This window comes from Neorhizobium sp. LMR1-1-1.1, assembly GCF_040675795.1.
In the GTDB taxonomy this organism is placed as follows: domain Bacteria; phylum Pseudomonadota; class Alphaproteobacteria; order Rhizobiales; family Rhizobiaceae; genus Neorhizobium; species Neorhizobium cellulosilyticum.
Map to the genome: position 1 here is coordinate 486,882 of NZ_JBEGHE010000001.1, position 19,109 is coordinate 505,990.

15 protein-coding genes and 1 tRNA gene are annotated in these 19,109 nt (G+C 59.7%); 8 read left to right on the top strand and 8 right to left on the bottom strand.

Going from position 1 to position 19,109, the window contains the following annotated elements; all coding sequences use genetic code 11:
* Nucleotides 1-2: 2 nt before the first annotated feature.
* Entirely contained in the window at nucleotides 3-2,393 is a 2,391-nt protein-coding gene (locus MRBLMR1_RS02125) for a circularly permuted type 2 ATP-grasp protein (RefSeq protein WP_148143661.1), read from the bottom strand.
* Between the two features lie 36 nt (nucleotides 2,394-2,429).
* Complete coding sequence (locus MRBLMR1_RS02130; RefSeq protein WP_148143418.1) at nucleotides 2,430-5,783, bottom strand: transglutaminase family protein; 3,354 nt, start codon at nucleotides 5,781-5,783, stop codon at nucleotides 2,430-2,432.
* A 350-nt stretch (nucleotides 5,784-6,133) separates the two neighbouring features.
* On the opposite strand from MRBLMR1_RS02130, the gene MRBLMR1_RS02135 reads away from it, so the two are divergent.
* The gene (locus tag MRBLMR1_RS02135) at nucleotides 6,134-7,939 is read left to right on the top strand and encodes an ABC transporter ATP-binding protein/permease (RefSeq protein WP_183685253.1); all 1,806 of its coding nucleotides are present in this window, start codon (nucleotides 6,134-6,136) and stop codon (nucleotides 7,937-7,939) included.
* Nucleotides 7,936-8,670, top strand: coding sequence for a DUF1003 domain-containing protein (locus MRBLMR1_RS02140; RefSeq protein ID WP_148143422.1), 735 nt, complete (start codon nucleotides 7,936-7,938; stop codon nucleotides 8,668-8,670). Before MRBLMR1_RS02135 ends, MRBLMR1_RS02140 begins: the two co-directional genes overlap by 4 nt.
* A 4-nt stretch (nucleotides 8,671-8,674) precedes the next feature.
* Here MRBLMR1_RS02140 and MRBLMR1_RS02145 read toward each other — a convergent pair whose 3' ends face one another.
* Both MRBLMR1_RS02145 and MRBLMR1_RS02150 read right to left on the bottom strand, forming a co-directional pair.
* Nucleotides 8,675-9,556: a DMT family transporter gene (locus tag MRBLMR1_RS02145; protein ID WP_500063557.1), complete on the bottom strand. Its 882-nt coding sequence runs from the start codon at nucleotides 9,554-9,556 to the stop codon at nucleotides 8,675-8,677.
* Between the two features lie 114 nt (nucleotides 9,557-9,670).
* Nucleotides 9,671-10,243: a TetR/AcrR family transcriptional regulator gene (locus tag MRBLMR1_RS02150; protein ID WP_148143423.1), complete on the bottom strand. Its 573-nt coding sequence runs from the start codon at nucleotides 10,241-10,243 to the stop codon at nucleotides 9,671-9,673.
* A 138-nt stretch (nucleotides 10,244-10,381) separates the two neighbouring features.
* Between MRBLMR1_RS02150 and MRBLMR1_RS02155 the strand changes: the two genes are divergently transcribed.
* Nucleotides 10,382-10,939, top strand: a complete 558-nt coding sequence (locus MRBLMR1_RS02155) for a DUF308 domain-containing protein (RefSeq protein ID WP_148143425.1) — start codon at nucleotides 10,382-10,384, stop codon at nucleotides 10,937-10,939.
* Here the strand turns inward: MRBLMR1_RS02155 and MRBLMR1_RS02160 are convergent.
* The gene (locus MRBLMR1_RS02160) at nucleotides 10,936-13,005 is read right to left on the bottom strand and encodes an ATP-dependent helicase (RefSeq protein ID WP_183685252.1); all 2,070 of its coding nucleotides are present in this window, start codon (nucleotides 13,003-13,005) and stop codon (nucleotides 10,936-10,938) included. The two genes, MRBLMR1_RS02155 and MRBLMR1_RS02160, sit on opposite strands and share 4 nt — an antisense overlap.
* A gap of 448 nt (nucleotides 13,006-13,453) precedes the next feature.
* On the opposite strand from MRBLMR1_RS02160, the gene MRBLMR1_RS02165 reads away from it, so the two are divergent.
* From MRBLMR1_RS02165 to MRBLMR1_RS02180, 4 genes are all read left to right on the top strand, one after another.
* A complete protein-coding gene (locus MRBLMR1_RS02165) occupies nucleotides 13,454-14,425 on the top strand; it encodes an iron ABC transporter substrate-binding protein (RefSeq protein WP_500064028.1) in 972 nt (323 codons plus the stop codon).
* An 88-nt stretch (nucleotides 14,426-14,513) separates the two neighbouring features.
* Nucleotides 14,514-16,082, top strand: coding sequence for an ABC transporter permease (locus MRBLMR1_RS02170; RefSeq protein ID WP_148143431.1), 1,569 nt, complete (start codon nucleotides 14,514-14,516; stop codon nucleotides 16,080-16,082).
* Nucleotides 16,079-17,128, top strand: coding sequence for an ABC transporter ATP-binding protein (locus tag MRBLMR1_RS02175; RefSeq protein WP_500063560.1), 1,050 nt, complete (start codon nucleotides 16,079-16,081; stop codon nucleotides 17,126-17,128). The genes MRBLMR1_RS02170 and MRBLMR1_RS02175 overlap by 4 nt, the downstream gene beginning before the upstream one ends.
* Nucleotides 17,129-17,201: 73 nt before the next feature.
* A complete protein-coding gene (locus MRBLMR1_RS02180; RefSeq protein ID WP_148143435.1) occupies nucleotides 17,202-17,375 on the top strand; it encodes a DUF1328 domain-containing protein in 174 nt (57 codons plus the stop codon).
* Between the two features lie 75 nt (nucleotides 17,376-17,450).
* Here MRBLMR1_RS02180 and MRBLMR1_RS02185 read toward each other — a convergent pair whose 3' ends face one another.
* Nucleotides 17,451-17,687: a hypothetical protein gene (locus MRBLMR1_RS02185; RefSeq protein ID WP_183685251.1), complete on the bottom strand. Its 237-nt coding sequence runs from the start codon at nucleotides 17,685-17,687 to the stop codon at nucleotides 17,451-17,453.
* Nucleotides 17,688-18,073: 386 nt separating this feature from the next.
* On the opposite strand from MRBLMR1_RS02185, the gene MRBLMR1_RS02190 reads away from it, so the two are divergent.
* Nucleotides 18,074-18,274 (top strand): hypothetical protein, encoded by a 201-nt coding sequence (locus MRBLMR1_RS02190; RefSeq protein WP_148143439.1) that lies wholly within the window; start codon nucleotides 18,074-18,076, stop codon nucleotides 18,272-18,274.
* Between the two features lie 129 nt (nucleotides 18,275-18,403).
* On the opposite strand, the gene MRBLMR1_RS02195 is transcribed toward MRBLMR1_RS02190, so the two are convergent.
* A tRNA-Val gene (locus tag MRBLMR1_RS02195) sits at nucleotides 18,404-18,478 on the bottom strand.
* A 214-nt stretch (nucleotides 18,479-18,692) separates the two neighbouring features.
* Nucleotides 18,693-19,058 (bottom strand): response regulator CpdR1, encoded by a 366-nt coding sequence (gene cpdR1, locus MRBLMR1_RS02200; protein ID WP_112457710.1) that lies wholly within the window; start codon nucleotides 19,056-19,058, stop codon nucleotides 18,693-18,695.
* Nucleotides 19,059-19,109 lie beyond the last annotated feature (51 nt).

Genomic DNA, 19,109 nt, shown 5'->3' on the forward strand with positions numbered 1-19,109 from the left:
ACTCAACTGCAATAGGTCCGGCCGAGAAGATCGGAGAGGTTCTCCAGATCCTTTTCCAGCCTGCGATAGACATCCTCGTTCATCGTCTCCGGTGTCATCACCGCCAGCCCGGAATGAAGGCGCATGGCCTCGCGATAGAAGGGCGACATCTGGCCGTTTTCGAAGGCGTTGGGCAGTTTTTCCACTTCAGTGCGGATCTCGTTCAGCTGGAACAGGATCGAGCGCGGGTTGAGCGGATCGAGCGCGAGCAGATCGTTGACCGTGAGACGCGCCGTGTTGACGTTGTAGCGGCGGCGGTGGGTCATGACGCTGTCGCCAATCTCCAGCAGCATGTCAAGCGAACCGTCGGGCGCATCCGGGCCGGAAAGGTGGGCCAACATGCGCGTCATGTGCAGGCCGCGCTCCAGGTGGCGGCCGATGGACAGGAAGCGCCATCCGGTGAAGCGATACATGTTTTCATGCACGAGACCGGCAAAACCGGCGAGCTTGCGCAGAAGAATGGTTGCGGCGTGAGCTGCGTCATCACCCGGTTGAGCCGCTTCATGGAAGCGCTTGGCGGTCTTGGCCAGATCGGTCAGCGCCAGCCAGCCATCCGGCGAGAAACGGTCGCGGATATTGCTGGCGGAATAGATGGCGCTGTTGATGTTGGCAAGCAGCGGTTCGGGCACGGCCTTGACCATGTCCATATCGACCGACTTCAGATAGCGGGTTACATCGGCGAGCAGAGGCGCGTTCGGATCCGCCGATTCCGCGTAACGCAGATGCCAGGAGCGCAATATGCGCAATGCGCCTTCGGCCCGTTCGATATAGCGGCCGAGCCAATAGAGGTTGTCGGCGGCGCGGCTCGGCAGCGAGCCCGGCATGTTGCGGGTAAAACTCTCTTCCGGTGGCAGCAGCGTCGATTTCGATACCGGCTTGTCGGAGACGATCCAGACGTCGGCGGCTGCACCGCCCGACTGCATGGCGATCGCGGCGACATCATCGCCGGTGCCGATACGGGCAAAGCCGCCGGGCATGATTTCCCAGCCGTTTTCGGTGCGAGCTGCGAAGACGCGCAGCGACATCGGCCGCGGCGTCAGCTTGCCGTCGACCCAGGTCGGCGTCGTCGACAGGGTCACGACTTCCTGGCCGACGAGTTTCCCGCCTTCGCTGGCCAGCCAGTCGCCAACCGCGTCCTTCGCGGTTTCGCGCAGCGACGAGCCGAGTACGGACTGACTGTTGTCGTCGAAGAAGGGCAAGCGGGAATAGGCAGGGCCGATCACCATGCGCTCGATATTCTTCGCCACATGCTCACGCTCGGATTGCTGGCCGCACCACCATGTGGCGATCGACGGCAGGATCGGGTCTTCGCCGAGCAGGCGACGGCAGATGGTCGGCGCAAAGGCGAGAAGCGCACGGGTTTCCAGAATGCCGGAGCCGAGGGCGTTGACCAGTGTCAGCGAGCCGGAGCGCAGTGCCTGCACCATGCCCGGCGTACCGATATGCGAATTCTGGTCGAGCTCTAGCGGATCGGCATAGGAGGCATCGAGGCGGCGCCAGAGCACGCCGACCGGTTTGAGGCCGGCGACGGTGCGAACCATGACGCGGTTGTTGACGACGGTCAGATCCTCGCCTTCGAGCAACATGAAGCCGAGATAACGAGCGATATAGGCGTGTTCGAAATAGGTTTCGTTGGCGGGGCCGGGCGAGAGCACGGCGATCCGGTCATCCGGATATTGCTTGCGCGATTGAAGCGCATCGCGGAAGGCGCCGAAGAAGGAGGCGAGGCGATGGACGTGAGTTTCACCATAGATGTCGGAGAATGCGCGGGTGGTGGCGACGCGGTTTTCCAGCGCGAAACCTGCGCCTGAAGGTGCCTGGGTGCGGTCTGCCAAAACCCACCAGTTGCCATCCGGGCCACGGCCAATCTCGAAGGAGCAGAAATGCAGGTAGTGGCCGCCGACCGGCTTTACGCCGACCAGCGGACGCAGGAATTCGGGATTGGCGGCAATCAGTTGCGGTGGCAGAAAACCTTCCTGCACCAGCCGGTTTTCACCATAGATATCGGCAATCATCGCCTCGAGCAGGTCGGCACGCTGCTGCAGGCCGCGAGAGATGTTCTGCCACTCGTCTTCCTGAATCAGGACCGGGATATGCGAGAGTGGCCAGTTGCGCTCGCCGGTGCCGGCGGGTCCGGTGCCGCCATAGGTGCGGTAGAAGACGCCGGCATCGCGCAGATAACGGTCGGCGCGGGCAAAACGCTCGTAAAGATCGCCTTCCGAAAGGCGGCTCAGATGGGCGATGAGATTCTGCCAGACGGGTTTGATCTCGCCCTTGGCATCGAGCATCTCGTCGGCCACGCCGGGGAGCGCGGCATAACCGAGGATCGGATCGTGTTCGATCTCCTCATCCATGCGTCGTTCGCTCGCCGTGCCAGTCGTCAAATCGCGTCATGCTCCTTGCGGCCGGCGGAGATCGAGCGTCAGGGGGAATTCGGGCGAAGGCGTCTCCGGCAAAAGGGGATAAAATCCTGCCGTGTGACCCCAGGGCTCGAACCGCGCCAGACGCCGCGCTTCCGCCTCGTTGCCGTTCACCGGGAAGGTCTCATAATTGCGGCCGCCCGGATGCGCAACATGATATCTGCAGCCGCCAATCGCGCGGCCAGACCATGTATCATAAATGTCGAATGTGAGCGGTGTATTAACCGGCAATACGGGGTGCAGGCCGGACCTCGGCTGCCATGCCTTGAAACGCACGCCGGCGACCGAGACGCCGGACTGGCCGGTTTCTCTCAAAGGTACCGCGCGGCCGTTGCAGCTGACGGTGTAGCGAGATGGATTGGAGGTTTCGAGCCTGACCTGCAGGCGCTCGACCGATGAGTCGACGTAACGGACTGTGCCGCCGATAGCGCCCTGTTCGCCCATGACATGCCAGGGTTCAAGCGCCTGCCTAAGTTCCAGCTTGGCACCTTCGTATTCCACCTCGCCGAAGAAGGGGAAGCGGAATTCAAGCTGCGCCTCGAACCATTCGGGCCTGAGGTCAAAACCGTTTTCGCGCAGGTCCTGCAGCACATCCATGAAATCGGCCCAGATGTAGTGGCCGAGCATGAAGCGGTCCGCGAGCGCCGTGCCCCAGCGGGTGAACTTGCCCTGCAAAGGGTTCTTCCAGAAACGAGCGATCAGCGCTCGGACGAGAAGCTGCTGGGCAAGCGACATGCGGGCGTTCGGTGGCATCTCGAAACCGCGGAACTCGACAAGGCCGAGACGGCCGGTCGGGCCATCGGGTGAAAACAGCTTGTCGATGCAGATTTCCGAACGATGGGTGTTGCCGGTGACGTCGGTCAGCAGGTTGCGGAACAGACGGTCGACCAGCCATGGCAGCGGCGGTACGCCTTGACCGGGAGCGGGAACCTGCGCCAGCGCAATCTCCAGCTCGTAAAGACTATCGTGTCGGGCTTCGTCGATCCGCGGTGCCTGCGAAGTCGGGCCGATGAAGAGGCCGGAGAAGAGATAGGACAGCGACGGGTGGCGCTGCCAGTGCAGGACCAGGCTCTTCAAAAGGTCGGGGCGGCGCAGGAACGGGCTGTCATTCGGATTGGCGCCGCCGACCACGACATGGTTGCCCCCGCCGGTGCCGGTGTGGCGGCCGTCGATCATGAACTTGTCTGCGCCGAGGCGGCTCTGGCGAGCCTCCTCATAGATCGCGGTGGTGATGTCTACGGTTTCCTTCCAGCTTGAGGCCGGATGGATGTTCACCTCGATGACGCCGGGATCGGGGGCGACGCGGATGACGTTGATGCGCTCGTCATGCGGCGGTGCGTACCCCTCGATATGGACCGGCAGGGTCAGCCTGGCGGCGGCATTTTCGGCGGCTGCAATCAGTTCGAGATAGTCCTCGATCTTCTCGACAGGCGGCATGAAGACACAAAGCCGTCCATCGCGCGGCTCGACGGAAATTGCCGTGCGGACCGCGCCGCCAATCTCACCCAGTGTCTGCTCGATACGGCCAAGATTGGTCGGGTCGCCCGCCTTGAAGGAGGATTCCGGCATGGCCCGACCTTGCGATGGATGCCCGGCGGGTACGAACGTATCCGGCAGTGCGCCGCGTGGGATCGACGGGTCGGCCTCATGAATATAGGGAAACTGGGATGGCGGAATATAGGGCAGGGTGCCGAGCGGCAGGCGATAGCCGACCGGGCTGTCGCCGGGAACAAGGAAGATGCGGCCTCGGCGGGTGCGCCATTTTTCGCTGATCCAGCGGCGGCTGACAGGCGCGCCACTAGCCTGTGCATTCCATGCCTGAACGGGCAGAACGTGGCCGGTGGGTCTTGTCAGGCCGCGTTCGAAGACACGGGCAATGCGATTGCGCTCTTCCGGATCCTTGAGCTTCGAATTGGACGGGTCGACATTATCCGGAAGCGAGCCTTCCTTGATGATCCACTCCGCCGGGTCTTCATAGGCCGGCACCACCATTTCGGCTGCGATGCCGAGTTCGCCGGCCAATGCCGTCAGAAATTTTTCTGAATCATCCTCGCTGGCGCCATGGTCGCCGCCTTCCTGTGCCACGAGGTTCGGGTCATTCCAGATCGGCTTGCCGTCCTTGCGCCAGTAGAGCGAGAAGGTCCAGCGGGGAAGGCTTTCGCCGGGATACCACTTGCCCTGGCCATAATGGAGAAAGCCGCCCGGGGCGAATTTTTCACGCAGGCGGCGGATCAGGATATCGGCCTTTTCGCGCTTGGTCGGGCCAACGGCATCCGTGTTCCATTCCTCCGACTCGAAATCGTCGATGGAAACGAAGGTCGGCTCGCCGCCCATGGTGAGGCGGACGTCCTGTGATGACAGGACGCGGTCCACCTGTTCTCCGAGATCGTTCAGTGCTTCCCAGCTTTCATCGGAAAACGGCTTGGTGATGCGCGGGTGCTCGGCGACGCGGGTGACGTTCATGGCGAAGTCGAACGAGGTGTTCGCTTCACCGAAGTAGCCGCCGGAAATCGGCGCGGCGTTACGGTAATGCGGCGTTGCGGCCAGCGGAATATGGCTTTCGCCGGTCAGAAGGCCGGAGGTCGGATCGAGGCCGACCCAGCCCGCGCCGGGCAGATAGACTTCGCACCAGGCGTGAAGATCGGTGAAATCCACCTCGGTGCCGGACGGGCCGTCGAGGGCTTTCAGGTCCGGGGTGAGCTGAATGAGATAGCCGGAGACGAAACGTGTGGCGAAGCCGAGATTGCGCAGGATCTGGACGAGCAGCCAGCTCGTGTCGCGGCAGGAGCCGAGTGCTGCCGTCAGCGTTTCCTCCGGCGTCTGGACGCCGGGTTCCATGCGGATGACGTAACTGATGGCCTGCTGCAGGCGCGCATTGATGCCGACGATCATGTCGACCGTTGGCTGGTCCGGCGACATGTCGAAATGCTTCAGATATTCGACCAGGGCAGGGCCGGGCGGCTCGGGGATCATGTAGATCGAGAGGTCCTCGATCAGGTCTTCAGGATATTTGAACGGCCATCTGGTGGCCTCTTCCTCGACGAAAAAATCGAAGGGGTTGTAGACCGTCATGTCGGCGACAAGATCGACCTCGATCTTGAATTCCGTTACCGGGTCCGGGAAGACGAACCGCGCGAGATAGTTACCGTAGGGATCCTGCTGCAGGTTTACAAAATGGTTTTCCGGCGTGACCTTCAGCGAATGCGACAGCACTTTCGTGCGCGAATGGGCGGCGGGTTTCAGGCGGATGATCTGGGGTCCGAGGCGGACGGGCTTGTCGTATTTGTAATGGGTGAGATGATAGATGCTTGCCTTGATCGACATGCTGTCCCTTCGAATGCCCTTATCCGGGCGCTCCCGTTTTCCCCTTTCGGGGCGTTCCCGCGGATGCTGTTTTTCGGCCTCGTTCAGCGGGCCGGTGCATCACTATTGCAACTAAGTTTGTGCAATGCAGAAGAAGAAAGCAAGGACGATTGCGCGGTTATCTCTCGGACGGAATACGGCGAGCTCGATTTATTGCAGGGCGTTCTTCCGAATCGTTACGACAATTCCCGATATAAGGTGATGACAATCGGAAACCGAAGGTGAAGCCTCTTCGCCTGTACAACCCTTTACCGCGTGGTAAGTCTGCAGGAAGCATAGAGTCATGACATTGCGAGAGGAGACAGTCGCAGATGTCTAAAGCGGCCGCAGCAGCATCCGAACCTTACGAACTTCCGCTTTCCGGCCAACTTCGCATGATGATCGGGGCATTCTGGGCATCACCGGTGCGTCGTCATCTTCTTCTGCTGGCGGCCGCGTTGCTGATCATCATTATTGCCACAACCTATGCGACCTATCGTCTGAACGAGTGGAACGGGCCTTTCTACGACTCGTTGGAACGGCGTGATATGGCCGGGTTCCTTCAGCAGCTCGGCGTATTCGCCATTATTGCGATTTCACTCACATTGCTCAATGTCATCCAGACATGGCTCAACCAAACCACTGCGCTGAAAATGCGCGAGGGGTTGGCGCGTGATCTTGCCAATGTCTGGCTGACGCCTGGGCGGGCGCTGAAGCTTGCGGGTGCGGGATCGATCGCCAACAATCCTGACCAGCGATTGCACGAGGATACCCGCATCCTGGCGGAGAACACTACTGCGTTGGCTATCGGTCTGGTCAATTCAACCATCCTGCTCGGTAGCTTCATCGGCGTGCTCTGGGCAATCTCGACGGATTTCGGCTTCAATATCGCTGGTCATCACGTCGTCATTCCCGGTTACATGCTCTGGGCAACCATCCTTTATGCGCTGACCGGTTCAGTACTCAGCAATGTCGTCGGCAGCATGCTGGCAAGGCTCAATGCCGATCGTTATGCCCGCGAGGCGGATCTTCGTTCCGCGCTGGTCCGTGCCAATGAGAACCTGAAGCCGATCACGCTTGCCCGCGGCGAGCCGAGCGAGCTTGCCCGGGTGCAGGATGCGATCGGCGGCGTGCTCGGCATGCTGCGCAAGCTTGCCTGGGCGCTGACCAATCTCACATGGGTCTCGTCCGGTTTCGGCTGGCTGGCGCTTGTGGCGCCGATCATCATTGCCTCGCCGATGTATTTTTCCGGCGAACTGACATTCGGCGGTTTGATGATGGCGGTTGGGGCATTTAACCAGGTGAATACGGCGTTGCGCTGGTATGTGCAGAATTTCAGCGTCATCGCCGACTGGCGAGCCACACTCGCCCGCGTTTCCTTCTTCCGCAATGCGTTGCTGATGGCCGATACACCTGCAAAGGAGGGCCAAGTCATCAACTACCAGCATGGCGTAGAAGGCGATGGGGTTTCTGTGACGGGTGTCGAGGTTTATGGCGAGCCGGACAAGGCAGCCGACGGGCACGGCATCAAACTGAAAGAAAATGGGTTCACGGTCGAACCCGGAGAGCGGGTGATGGTCAATGGAGATCCGGGTACGGATCGCCATCTATTCTTCCAGGCGCTGGCCGGGATATGGCCCTGGGGTAAAGGCGAAATCCGGCTGCCTCAGGCAGAAAGGATGATCCTGATGCCCCAGGAAGGCTATCTGCCGACTGCGAAGCTGCGTGAGGTCATTACCTACCCATCAGGTATTCCCGATGTCACCGACGAGGCGTTGAAGGCTGCTCTGCTGCAAGTGGGTCTCGACCGTTATGTTGGACAACTGGACAAGGTAGAGCGCTGGGATCGGGTCCTCGACAAGGAGGAGGAGGCGGCGTTGCAGGTGGCGAATGCCGTTCTGCGCAAACCGGACTGGCTCGTCATGGACGACGTCCTGGAAGGGTTGGAGCCGGAGGTGCGCGTGCAACTGATCGGTGTTCTCGAAGGCCTTGAAGGCACGACCCTCATCTATGTCGGTCGCTCGGAAGACTTCGCCAATCGGTTCAAGCCGAAGATCTACCATGTTGCGCCGCTTCATCCGAACGGGGGGAATGGAAATGTGCTAGACAGCGCCCCAAACGACGGTGAAACTGCATGAATAATCACTCCTCGCTCGCCAAAAACGGACCGGCCAGGACTGGACAATGTATCGTCTGCGGCCGGACCTTTCCGCTGTCCAAGCTGCACAAGCCCGGCAGTCTCAGGCCGCATCTCTACGAGATGATTGCCGAGGAGGTTAAAGACTGCGCTCCCACCAGTCTGATCTGCGACGAGGATCTTGCGCGCTTTCGGCGCCGCTATGTCGAGCAGCTTCTGGAAGAGGAGCGTGGCGAGCTTTCCGATCTCGACCGACATGTTCTGGACAGTTTCGAGAAGGGCACGCTGACGGTGCAAACGGACTCTGCCGCGGCAGCGGACAGGAAGTCCAGCTTCGGGGAGCGTGTTGCCGACAAGGTGGCGTCCTTCGGCGGTTCGTGGACTTTCATCCTGTCCTTTATCGCCGTTCTGGTGATCTGGATGGCGATGAATGTCGTCGGCGTTTTTGCCAAGCCTTTCGACCCCTATCCGTTCATTCTTCTCAATCTCGTTCTCTCCTGCCTTGCAGCTCTGCAAGCGCCGGTCATCATGATGAGCCAGAAGCGGCAGGAGGAGAAAGACAGGCTTCGTGCCGAAAACGACTACATGATCAATCTGCGCGCCGAACTTGAAATCCGGCAATTGCACGAGAAGATCGACCACCAGATGGCCAAGCAATGGGAACGGCTAGCGGAGTTGCAGCAGATCCAGATCGAACTTCTGGAAAAGCGCGACGACCCGAGACATGGATGAACCTCTAATTCGGTGTCTGTGGGATGCGACCGGCGTTCGGCCGGCGCAGGTTGAAGAGGTTGCCGGTCAGGATAAGCGCCGCGCCGACCGCCATCAGGGCGTCTACCCCTTCGGAATACATGAAATAGCCAATTACGGCCGAGAGCGGCACGCGCAGATAGTCCATCGGCATCGCCACCGTCGCATCAGCGTGGGAAAGCGCCTTGGCCAGGCAGAAATGTGCGAAAGTTCCGGTAAATGCGATGATGAAGATCCACGGCCAGACACCGGCTGACGGCCAGGTCCAGACGCGCAGTGCGGGAATGAGGCCGATGATCGACTGGATGATCAGCATCCAGAAGATGATCTTCGTGGCACTGTCCGTTCGCGTCAGGAACTTCGTTGCGATGAACGAGACGGCAAAGAAGAAGGCCGCACCAAGCACGACCAGATGGCCGGGATCAAGCGGTACTGCACCTGGCTTGATGATCAGCAGCACGCCGACCAGGCCGAAGCCGATGGCCACGCATTTGCGCCAGGTCAGGCGTTCGCCAAGGAACGCCGCTGCCATCAGGGCTGCCCAGATCGGTGCGGTGAATTCGATGGCGATCACCTGAGCCAGCGGGATCATGGTGATCCCCATCAACCAGGTGAACTGGCCGACATAGTGGGCGATGTTACGGGCGATATGAGCCGGCAGGATGCGTGTGCGCATGGCCTTGAAGCCGCCCTCACGATACACGAACGGGAGAAGCATGACGAAGGCGATGACCGAACGCATTTCCATCGCCTGGAAAACGTCGATCTCACGCGTGACCTCTCGCCCGGAAACCGCCATGAGCAGGAAGAGGGCAATTGATGCCATCATCCATCCGGCTGCCTTTGCGATCGATTGTGTATTCTCCACCCGTATTTCCTCCTGCGGCATGCTCGTTCGGCAATGCCCTATAGGGTTTCAGTGGCTAATGGAAATGGCCTTTTCGCCACAGAGGAAGGCATCGTTCGAGGGCGGAGGAAACTCCTACGCCGAAAGCCGTCGCAGCTGCGAACCGATGATGGCAGCAAATATCTCAGGTTTGCCGAGTGCCCGTGCTGAAAGCATCGCGCCATGGACGCATGCCATGAGTATCTGCGCTTCTTCCTCTGGCGTTCCTCTCAATCTGAACTGTCCCTGCTCAGTGCCGGCCTTCAGGACGGAGGTCAGCCAATGGCCCAGATTTTCGAAATGCCGTCTGACATGCAAGGCGACCTCTTCCGGCAGAAGCTCCATTTCGCTTGCCAGCATCGCGCAAACGCAGAAAGGCTCCGAAGCTTCGACGATGCAGGATCGCCAGTGTTGGAAATAAGCCTGTAACTGGTCGGCCGGGTTTGGGAGATTGGCGGAGACAGCATTCAGGCCATCTTCTGCCTGTTTTGCATATCGTTGCAGCAGGACGGACGCGAGATGCGCCTTGGTAGGAAAATGGTGATGAATGCTCGCCTTGCGAATACCGACCGCGGTTGAAATATCGGCATAGCTGAAGCCGTTATAGCCGCCGGCCACGATCAGCGCCTGCGCTGTGTCGAGAATTTTTTCCGAAGTCGTCTGTTCCATAAAGCTGCCTACCTCCCAGTCGGAAGGCCGTCAAGAATTGCGGGCTGCCATGCTCGCAAAGTTGTGAGGGCCGGTTCGGATTGACTCTTTTCAGTCTATCTACCTATTAGTAGGTAGGCAATAAATGAGGATCTTATCATGTCTGTTCAATCCCCCACGCAGTCGAGCTGGCTGCGATCCTATTATTTCGTACGCGCGCTCTTTTCGATCGCCTGGATTGGCGCTGCAGTTCTGGCTCAAGGCCAGATCGCGGCGGCATCGCTGCTACTGGTGATTTACCCGGCCTGGGATGCGATGGCCAATCTTGCCGATGCCCGCGCCAATGGCGGGCTTGCGGCCAACCGCTCGCAAATGCTGAATGTCGTTGCCAGCAGTGTCATGACAGTTGTGGTCATCTTCGCAGTGATGAAGAGCAGTTATGCCGTACTTGCAGTCTTCGGCCTCTGGGCAATCCTGTCCGGGCTGCTGCAGCTTTATACAGGTGTGCGGCGCTGGCGGATTGCCGGGGCCCAATGGGTGATGATCCTCAGCGGCGCACAATCCACGCTCGCAGGCGGGTTCATGATCAGCCGTTCAGTTGCCGATGCCGTGCCGACCATTCTCGATATCGTCCCTTATGTCGGCTTCGGCGCCTTCTATTTCCTGCTGTCCGGACTGTGGCTGACCGTAGCAGCCTACAGGCAGGCAAAGGCCTAACGCCACATGCCGCGCATGCGGGCAGTGACGTCTATCCGCACCTGTTGACGATGTTGCCGTTCGGCATCCGACATGGGGGCAACCACCGGCCAGGCCGAGGTTTCGAAGAACTGCAGCAGTGTTGCCGGAATGAAGCGGGTGCGGGCGGCATAGATATGCCGGTCGCCCTGCGAATGCTGTCCATGAACGAAGAAGCGCTGCGGTGTGATGACGTGGAGATGATCCTTGGCGCGGGTCATCGCCACGTAAAGCAGGCGGCGTTCCTCCTCGATCTCGGCTGTCGATCCGACGCCGAGATCGGATGGGATGCAGCCATCGACGCAGTTCAGCAGGAAGACCGAGCGCCATTCCTGGCCCTTGGCCGAGTGAATGGTCGAGAGGATCATGTAATCCTCATCGAGCAGCGGCACACCAGCCTGATCGCTGGTCGCATCCGGCGGATCAAGCGTCAGTTCGGTGAGGAACCGTTCGCGCGAGGCGTAACCCGAGGCGATCTGTTCGAGTTGCAGAAGGTCAGCCTTGCGGGTTTCTGCGTCCTCGTGGACGCGTTCGAGATGCGGCTGGTACCATTCGCGCGCCGTGCCGATTTCCGCCGGCCAGCCTTCGTTTTTGCGGATGGCAGTCAGCATTTCGATGAAGGCAGGCCAGTCTGCTCCGGAACGGGGCGGGGCGGGGATTTCCTGCAGGGCCGCGAGCGGCTCCGGATCGGTCGCGATTGCATCGAGGATCTTGCCGGCAGTCTGCGGACCGATGCCGGGGATCAGTTGCATCAGCCGGAAGCCGGCAACGCGGTCGCGCGGGTTCTGGGCGAAACGCAGCGCCGCCAGCATGTCCTTCACATGGGCGCTGTCCAAAAACTTCAGGCCGCCGAATTTGACGAAGGGAATGTTGCGGCGGGTGAGTTCCACTTCCAGCGGGCCGGAATGGTGCGAGGCGCGAAACAGCACGGCCTGCTGTTTCAAGCTCATGCCGGTCTCGCGATTTTCCAGCACCTTCTCGACGATGTAATTGGCCTGTTCCGTCTCGTCTTTCACGGCAACGAGGCGCGGGCGCTCTTCCGACTGGCGGTCGGTCCAGAGGTTCTTGGTAAAGCGTTCGCGTGCAAGCTCGATCACGCCGTTTGCAGCGGCAAGGATCGTGTTAGTCGAACGATAATTGCGGTCCAGCGTGACGATATTGGCCGGTGGATCGAACGTATTGGGGAAATCGAGAATGTTTCGGATCGTCGCGGCGCGGAACGAATAGATCGATTGCGCGTCGTCGCCGACGACAGTCAGGCCATGCCCGCCGGGTTTCAGCCCCATCAGGATCGAGGATTGCAGCCGGTTCGTGTCCTGATATTCGTCGACCATGACGTGGTCGAAACGGGCGCCGACATCTTCGGCGATAGACGGTTCGCTCATCATCTGCGCCCAGTAGAGCAGCAGGTCGTCGTAATCGAGGACGTTCTGGGTTTGCTTGGCTTCCACATAGGATGCGAAGAGTTCGCGCAGCTGTTTTTCCCAGGCCTGGCACCATGGGAACGAGGTTTTCAGCACTTCGTCGAGCGGCGTTTCGGAATTGACCGCACGGGAGTAGATGGCGAGGCAGGTGCCCTTGGTCGGGAACCGGCTTTCCATCTTGGAGAAACCCAGCTCATGGCGCACGAGGTTCATCAGGTCGGCGGAATCTTCCCGGTCGTGAATGGTGAAATCCGGGTCGAGGCCAATCTGGTAGGCGTAGATGCGCAACAAGCGCGAGCCGATGCCGTGAAACGTGCCGGCCCAGGCGAGCGCATCGGACATGATGCCGCCATTCGCGCCCATGACCTGCTTGCAGATGCGTTCGACACGGCGGCCCATTTCGGTGGCCGCGCGGCGGGAAAAGGTCATCAGCAGAATGCGGCGCGGATCGGCGCCAGAGACGATCAGGTGGGCAACGCGATGTGCGAGCGTGTTGGTCTTGCCCGAGCCAGCGCCGGCGATCACCAGAAGCGGACCGGCGGGGCCGCCATTTGGGACGTCCGAACCATGCTCGACAGCACGGCGCTGGGCGTCATTGAGTTTTTCCAGATAGGCGACCGACATCAAATTCCGCACGTTGTTCCCGATGTGTTCGTTAGCTGTAACTGATTCGCTCCGGAACAGGCATATGGCGCTGTGGAGGGAGGAGGGAGGAGGGAGGGGTGAAGGCGAGATTGGGGAGAGGCGGCGTTCAGGTGTCTGTCAGGGTCACGGCGCAATCGGGTCCGGTATCGATCAGACCAGGGACGAATTGCCACAAGCCAGTTAGTTTTTTCTCACCAATCAACCTTCACTGCGATAGATCTTTTTAGCTGATCGAGATATTTCGATCGGATAGATATCTTTTTGTTTTTATTGATTTAATTATAATTTCTTGTGTCGATTTCTCTGGATTAAACTTGACCAGCCTTGTCCTGTTTGGATATGAGGACACCGTGAGTTTTCCACGGAGGCGATCTTGAAAACTTCTTCTTTCCTGGCAGGCGTAGCGCCCGCCTTTTCCGTTTTTGCTATTTCCGTCCTGTCTCTTTCGTCGCCGGCATCAGCCCAGGTGGCTGACAGCCTCACCATTTACAACGCCCAGCACGAAGGGCTGACCAAGGAATGGGTGGACGCCTTTACCGAGGAGACTGGTATCGTCGTAACCGTTCGCAATGGTGGCGACATGGAAATCGCCAACCAGATCGTACAGGAGGGGGCAAACTCTCCGGCAGACGTATTCCTCACCGAGAACTCGCCGGCGATGGCGTTGGTGGATGGCAAGGGTCTGTTCGAGCCGATCGACAAGGCCACGCTCGATCAGGTGCCGGAACAGTTCCGGCCGGCGAACGGCCATTGGACGGGCATTGCCGCTCGCTCCACTGTCTTTGCCTATGACAAGACGAAGCTGACGGAAGACAAGCTGCCGAAATCCCTGCTGGATCTGGCCAAGCCCGAATGGAAGGGGCGTTGGGCCGCATCGCCGTCAGGTGCCGATTTCCAGGCGATCGTCGGCGCCCTGCTCCAGTTGAAGGGCGAAGAGCAGACTGCGGCATGGCTGAAGGGCATGAAGGAAAACTTCACCTCCATCCGCGGCAACTCGACGGCGATGAAGGCGGTCAATGCCGGCCAGATCGAAGGCGCAGTGATTTATCACTACTATTATTTCGGTGATCAGGCGAAGACCGGCGAGAACAGCAAGAACGTCTCGCTGCACTATTTCAAGAACCAGGATCCGGGCGCTTTCGTCTCGATTTCGGGCGGTGGCATTCTCGCATCCTCCAAGCACAAGCAGCAGGCGCAGGCTTTCCTCAAATGGGTTGCCGGCAAGGGCGGCCAGAAGATCCTGCGTGACGGCACCTCGTTCGAATATGCCGTCGGCAAGGACGAAGCCTCCAACAAGGCGCTTGTGCCGCTCGCCGACCTGCAGGCGCCCAAGGTCGAGCCGACCGAGCTCAACAATGCCAAGGTCACCGACATGCTGACGGCCGCCGGCATTCTCTAAGAGCTGATGCCTTTCCTGAGCCTATAATTCCAGTTAAAGGGAGAGGTCGCAGATGCATCTGCGACCTCTCGTCATATTCAGGTAATCCATGACGTCTTTCGCCGACAGCAAGCCGCTTTCCATGCCACTTCCCCGTCTCCGGTCGGGAACGCGCGGAACGTTTGTTTTGGCCGTCATCATGGCGTTTCTGGCGCTGCTGCCGCTCGGTTTCGTTTTCTGGGCAACCGCCGTAACGGGCTGGGAAACCGCATCGCAGATGATCTTTAGGCCGCGTGTCGGCGAGTTGATGACCAATACGCTGCTGCTGGTGCTGTTTACGGTGCCGCTTGCAACCCTGCTCGCCACTGCGCTTGCGTGGCTGACGGAGCGCAGCGACCTGCCGTTTGCAAGGACGTGGTCGGCGCTCTGCGTCGCGCCGCTCGCCATTCCCGCCTTCGTGCATTCCTATGCCTGGATCGGCATGTGGCCGGGTTTCCACGGATTGCCTGCCGGTATCGCGATTTCCGTCACGGCCTATTTTCCGTTTCTCTATCTGCCGATCTCGGCAGCGCTTCGGCTTCTCGATCCGGCGCTCGAAGACCAGGCCGCTTCGCTCGGCCTTTCCGATGCGGCCGTTTTTCGCCGTGTGGTGCTGCCGCAACTGAGGCTGTCCATTCTCGGTGGCGGATTGCTGGTCGGCTTACATCTTCTGGCCGAATACGGCCTCTATGCGATGATCCGCTTCGACACGTTTACAACCGCGATCGTCGACCAGTTCCAGTCGACCTATAACGGCGTGGCGGCGAACATGCTGGCTCTGGTGCTGGTTTTATGCTGCCTCGTCCTGCTCGGTTTCGATGCGGGCTTGAGAGGCCGTCGGCGTTATGCTCGCATCGGCTCCGGCGTGGCGAGGAAGGCGAGGAAAGTCTCTCTCGGCCGCTGGCATTATGTCTGCGTGCTGTTGCCAATTGCAGCGGTCGCTTTTGCGCTGGGGATCCCGGCCGTTACCCTCTCGCATTGGCTGATCGCCGGCGGCGTGGAAATCTGGCGGATGAACGAAATCGGCCTGGCGCTTGCCCAGACGCTCGTGATCTGTGTGGTCGGCGGGCTTGCAACGACGCTTGCAGCGCTTCCCATCGCTTGGCTTTCGGTTCGCCGCCCCAGTCGCGGAAGCCGGATCATCGAGGGGTGTTATTATCTCGCCAGTTCGATGCCAGGCGTGGTCGTGGCGCTGGCGCTGGTGACGATCACGGTCAGGGTGGCGCTGCCGCTTTACCAGACGGTTGCAACGATCGTGCTTGCCTATGTCATCATGTTCCTGCCACGCGCACTTGTCAGTCTTCGCGCCAGCATCGCGCAGGTGCCGGCGGAGCTTGAACAGGCGGCTGCGAGCCTCGGGCGTTCGCCGGCCAACGCGCTGTGGTCGACCACCGTCAGGCTGGCGGCGCCAGGGGCCGCAGCAGCAGTGGCGCTCTCATCACTCGGCATCATGAACGAACTGACCGCAACGCAGATGCTGGCGCCGAACGGTACCCGCACGCTTGCCATGGCCTTCTGGGCGCTGACCAGCGAGATCGATTATGCGGGGGCTGCACCCTATGCGCTGCTGATGATTCTGTTCTCGCTGCCGATGACGGCACTTCTCCACCATCAATCGAAAAAGATCGCCGGCCGATGAGTTTTGTAGAGATCCAGGGACTACGCAAGAATTTTGGGCCTGTAGTGGCTCTCGACGGGATCGATCTTACCGTCGAGCGCGGCAGCCACACTGTCGTCGTCGGGCCTTCCGGTTGCGGCAAGACCACGCTGTTGCGCCTGATTGCCGGTTTCGAGGTGGCGGATGCGGGCCGTATCGTTATCGGTGGCGATACTCTGGCCGATGGTGTGAGTGCAATGCCGGCACATAAGCGCAATATCGGCATCGTCGCGCAGGACGGGTGCCTGTTTCCGCATCTGACCGTTGCCGGTAACATCGTCTTCGGCATGACGGAAGAGCCGTCGGCGAGGCAGCGAACGGCCGCGGAATTGATGGAAATGGTCGGGCTGGAGCGTTCAATGCTGGTGAGGCGCCCGGACGAGCTTTCCGGCGGGCAGCAGCAGCGCGTGGCGCTAGCGCGCGCGCTTGCCCGCAAGCCGCGACTGATGCTGCTCGATGAGCCCTTCTCCGCGCTCGATACGGGCCTTCGGGCTCAGACGCGCAAGGCGATCGGCAACGTGTTGAAAGAGGAGGGGATCGCGACGCTGCTCGTCACTCACGATCAAGCCGAAGCGCTGCTCTTTGCCGATCAGCTAGCGGTGATGCGGGGAGGCATTCTCGTGCAATCCGGCCGGCCGCGTGATGTCTATTCGCGCCCGATCGACGCGGCGACGGCCGCGTTTCTCGGCGAAGCGATCGTCCTGCCGGCCGAGATCGCGGATGGATATGCTCATTGCGTGCTGGGGCGGCTGCCGCTTGCTGCCTCCGTGGCTCCCGCGCGGCAGGTGACGATCATGCTGCGGCCAGAGCAGATCAGCGTCACCGAGCCGGGTGAAAGGGCCTGTGAACGGGAAATTCGCGGACGCGTGGTCGAGGCCGGTTTCCGCGGCTCGACCAGCGATCTGCGCATCGTTCTACGCGAAAACGAGAATATCGTCCTCAACATCGAAGTGCCGAGTTCAGTCGACGTGATCGCAGGTCAGGAAATTGCTCTGCGTGTCTCGGGAGCCGCGCACGTATTCAGCTGATTTTGTTCCAGAGACGGGAACCGGGAACATTGACCAAACGTTATCCGGCCATCGCAATCAAGGACACAAATCCATGCTGAAATGGGCGCTCATTTTCCTCGTCATTTCCCTGATTTCGGGTTTCCTCGGCTTCTCGGGAGTTTCCGCCGCGACGGCAGGCATCGCCAAGATCCTGTTCTTCCTGTTCCTGGTTATCTTCCTGGTCTTCCTCGTGCTTGCGCTTATGGCGGGCAGTGCGATCATGTGATCGCTTGAAAGCCTTAAAACGATGAAGCCGCCCTTGCGGGCGGCTTTGACGTGTTCCGGCGAAGCTATATGGACGTCATCGTCCCGGGTGTTTCTGGGCGAAGACGAGCAATTGCCAGACGACCGGCCCCAGAAGCGAATGCTCGTGATGGCTTTTCGGGATCGTTGCCCCCTTGTCGACGACAATCTCGTCACCACAGGCCCGACAGCGGTAGATGCCGGCATTGGTGACGGGCTGTCCAGGCTTATAGTCCTGGTCGAAGGCCCACGAATTGGCCTGAACGAGGCGGTCAGAATATTTGTACTGTGCCATCCTGCTTCTCTCGGATCGATGCCTTTGGTCGGCGCAAGACTGCCCAAAACAAGTGACCAAACAGTAATTTAGGTCTGAGGCATTGCAGATTTTTTGCCTTTTGGCAGGTTTCGACAAAGATTTCTTCGCCGCAGGATTGCATGAGCATTCGACATTGTAATCCAGGGTGAATATACGCGACCTGATTTGTTATCCTTCAGCGGAATGGGGCGGGCCTTCTGGTTCTGCCAGGGAGAGCAGGAACGAGGCGCAGGCTATGACGACCTGATCTGTCCTGAAGCAACATGATTGCGCTCTGCGCCGAGGCTTTCATCTGTCCAGACCCATTAAGAAGGCGATTTGTCGACAGGCGCGGAACGTGTACTGACGTCTGCAGGAGATAGTCGATGAACGTCAGCAATCCCGTCGAAGGCGATAAGCCGCCGCCGAAGCGAAAGCCGATATGGCCATGGCTGGCTATGCTGGTTCTCACGCTCGCGATAATTTACACCCATCATCGAATATCTTTGATCATCGATGACCTGGCGCAGATGGCGAGAGATTTTATCCAGTTGCTACGATGGGTTCTTGCAAAGCTGGAGGGCTAATCGGAAGATAGGAAAAACTGGCCGGAGCGGACTTTCCGAGTTGGTTCAGCCGAACCCAGCGGCGCTATTCGTGCGTCTTCCAGAAATGCAAAAGGCCTTGTCATTACAAGGCCTTGCCGAAAGTTCGGATGGTGGGCGTGACAGGGATTGAACCTGTGACCCCTACGATGTCAACGTAGTGCTCTCCCGCTGAGCTACACGCCCATCCGATGTCGGCGCATAGACCATACCGTGATCGGGGCGTCAACTGGTTTTTTGGAAGAAATGCGAAGCTTTTTTGACAGGCCCGGATTTCCGGGATTTTTGTGCCTGTGGATGATTGAAGGCGGGATTGGGGGGGCGGTATGTGCCGATCCCAAAACACAAAAGGCGCCCGATTGGGCGCCTCGATCGTTCGTCTGATTCCGAAAAAAATGATTCAGGCTGCAGCGAGCATCTTGTTCACTTCGTCGACGAGGTCACGAAGGTGGAAAGGCTTCGACAGGACCTTGGCGTCCTTTGGGGCCTTCGAATCGGAATTCAGGGCAACGGCGGCAAAGCCGGTGATGAACATCACCTTGAGGTCCGGATCGAGTTCGGTGGCGCGGCGGGCAAGCTCGATGCCATCCATCTCCGGCATAACGATGTCGGTCAGGAGAAGAGAGAAGGGCTCTTCGCGAAGCCGGTCATAGGCGCTTGCGCCATTGTCGAAAGAGGCGACCTTATATCCCGCCTTTTCCAGTGCCTTCACCAGAAAACGGCGCATATCGTTGTCGTCTTCGGCGAGAAGGATTTTCTGTATCATCGTCGGGACCGTATCCGTGCATGCCTGAGGTTGTATGAGCCTTCCATAATG

What these genes read in the sequence shown, in the direction of transcription:
- MRBLMR1_RS02170 (WP_148143431.1), top strand. Translation starts at nt 14,514, where the DNA reads ATGACGTCTTTCGCCGACAGCAAGCCGCTTTCCATGCCACTTCCCCGT.
- cpdR1 (WP_112457710.1), bottom strand. Translation starts at nt 19,058, where the DNA reads ATGATACAGAAAATCCTTCTCGCCGAAGACGACAACGATATGCGCCGT.
- MRBLMR1_RS02180 (WP_148143435.1), top strand. Translation starts at nt 17,202, where the DNA reads ATGCTGAAATGGGCGCTCATTTTCCTCGTCATTTCCCTGATTTCGGGT.
- MRBLMR1_RS02125 (WP_148143661.1), bottom strand. Translation starts at nt 2,393, where the DNA reads ATGGATGAGGAGATCGAACACGATCCGATCCTCGGTTATGCCGCGCTC.
- MRBLMR1_RS02175 (WP_500063560.1), top strand. Translation starts at nt 16,079, where the DNA reads ATGAGTTTTGTAGAGATCCAGGGACTACGCAAGAATTTTGGGCCTGTA.
- MRBLMR1_RS02185 (WP_183685251.1), bottom strand. Translation starts at nt 17,687, where the DNA reads ATGGCACAGTACAAATATTCTGACCGCCTCGTTCAGGCCAATTCGTGG.
- MRBLMR1_RS02155 (WP_148143425.1), top strand. Translation starts at nt 10,382, where the DNA reads ATGTCTGTTCAATCCCCCACGCAGTCGAGCTGGCTGCGATCCTATTAT.
- MRBLMR1_RS02130 (WP_148143418.1), bottom strand. Translation starts at nt 5,783, where the DNA reads ATGTCGATCAAGGCAAGCATCTATCATCTCACCCATTACAAATACGAC.
- MRBLMR1_RS02140 (WP_148143422.1), top strand. Translation starts at nt 7,936, where the DNA reads ATGAATAATCACTCCTCGCTCGCCAAAAACGGACCGGCCAGGACTGGA.
- MRBLMR1_RS02135 (WP_183685253.1), top strand. Translation starts at nt 6,134, where the DNA reads ATGTCTAAAGCGGCCGCAGCAGCATCCGAACCTTACGAACTTCCGCTT.
- MRBLMR1_RS02190 (WP_148143439.1), top strand. Translation starts at nt 18,074, where the DNA reads ATGAACGTCAGCAATCCCGTCGAAGGCGATAAGCCGCCGCCGAAGCGA.
- MRBLMR1_RS02160 (WP_183685252.1), bottom strand. Translation starts at nt 13,005, where the DNA reads ATGTCGGTCGCCTATCTGGAAAAACTCAATGACGCCCAGCGCCGTGCT.
- MRBLMR1_RS02150 (WP_148143423.1), bottom strand. Translation starts at nt 10,243, where the DNA reads ATGGAACAGACGACTTCGGAAAAAATTCTCGACACAGCGCAGGCGCTG.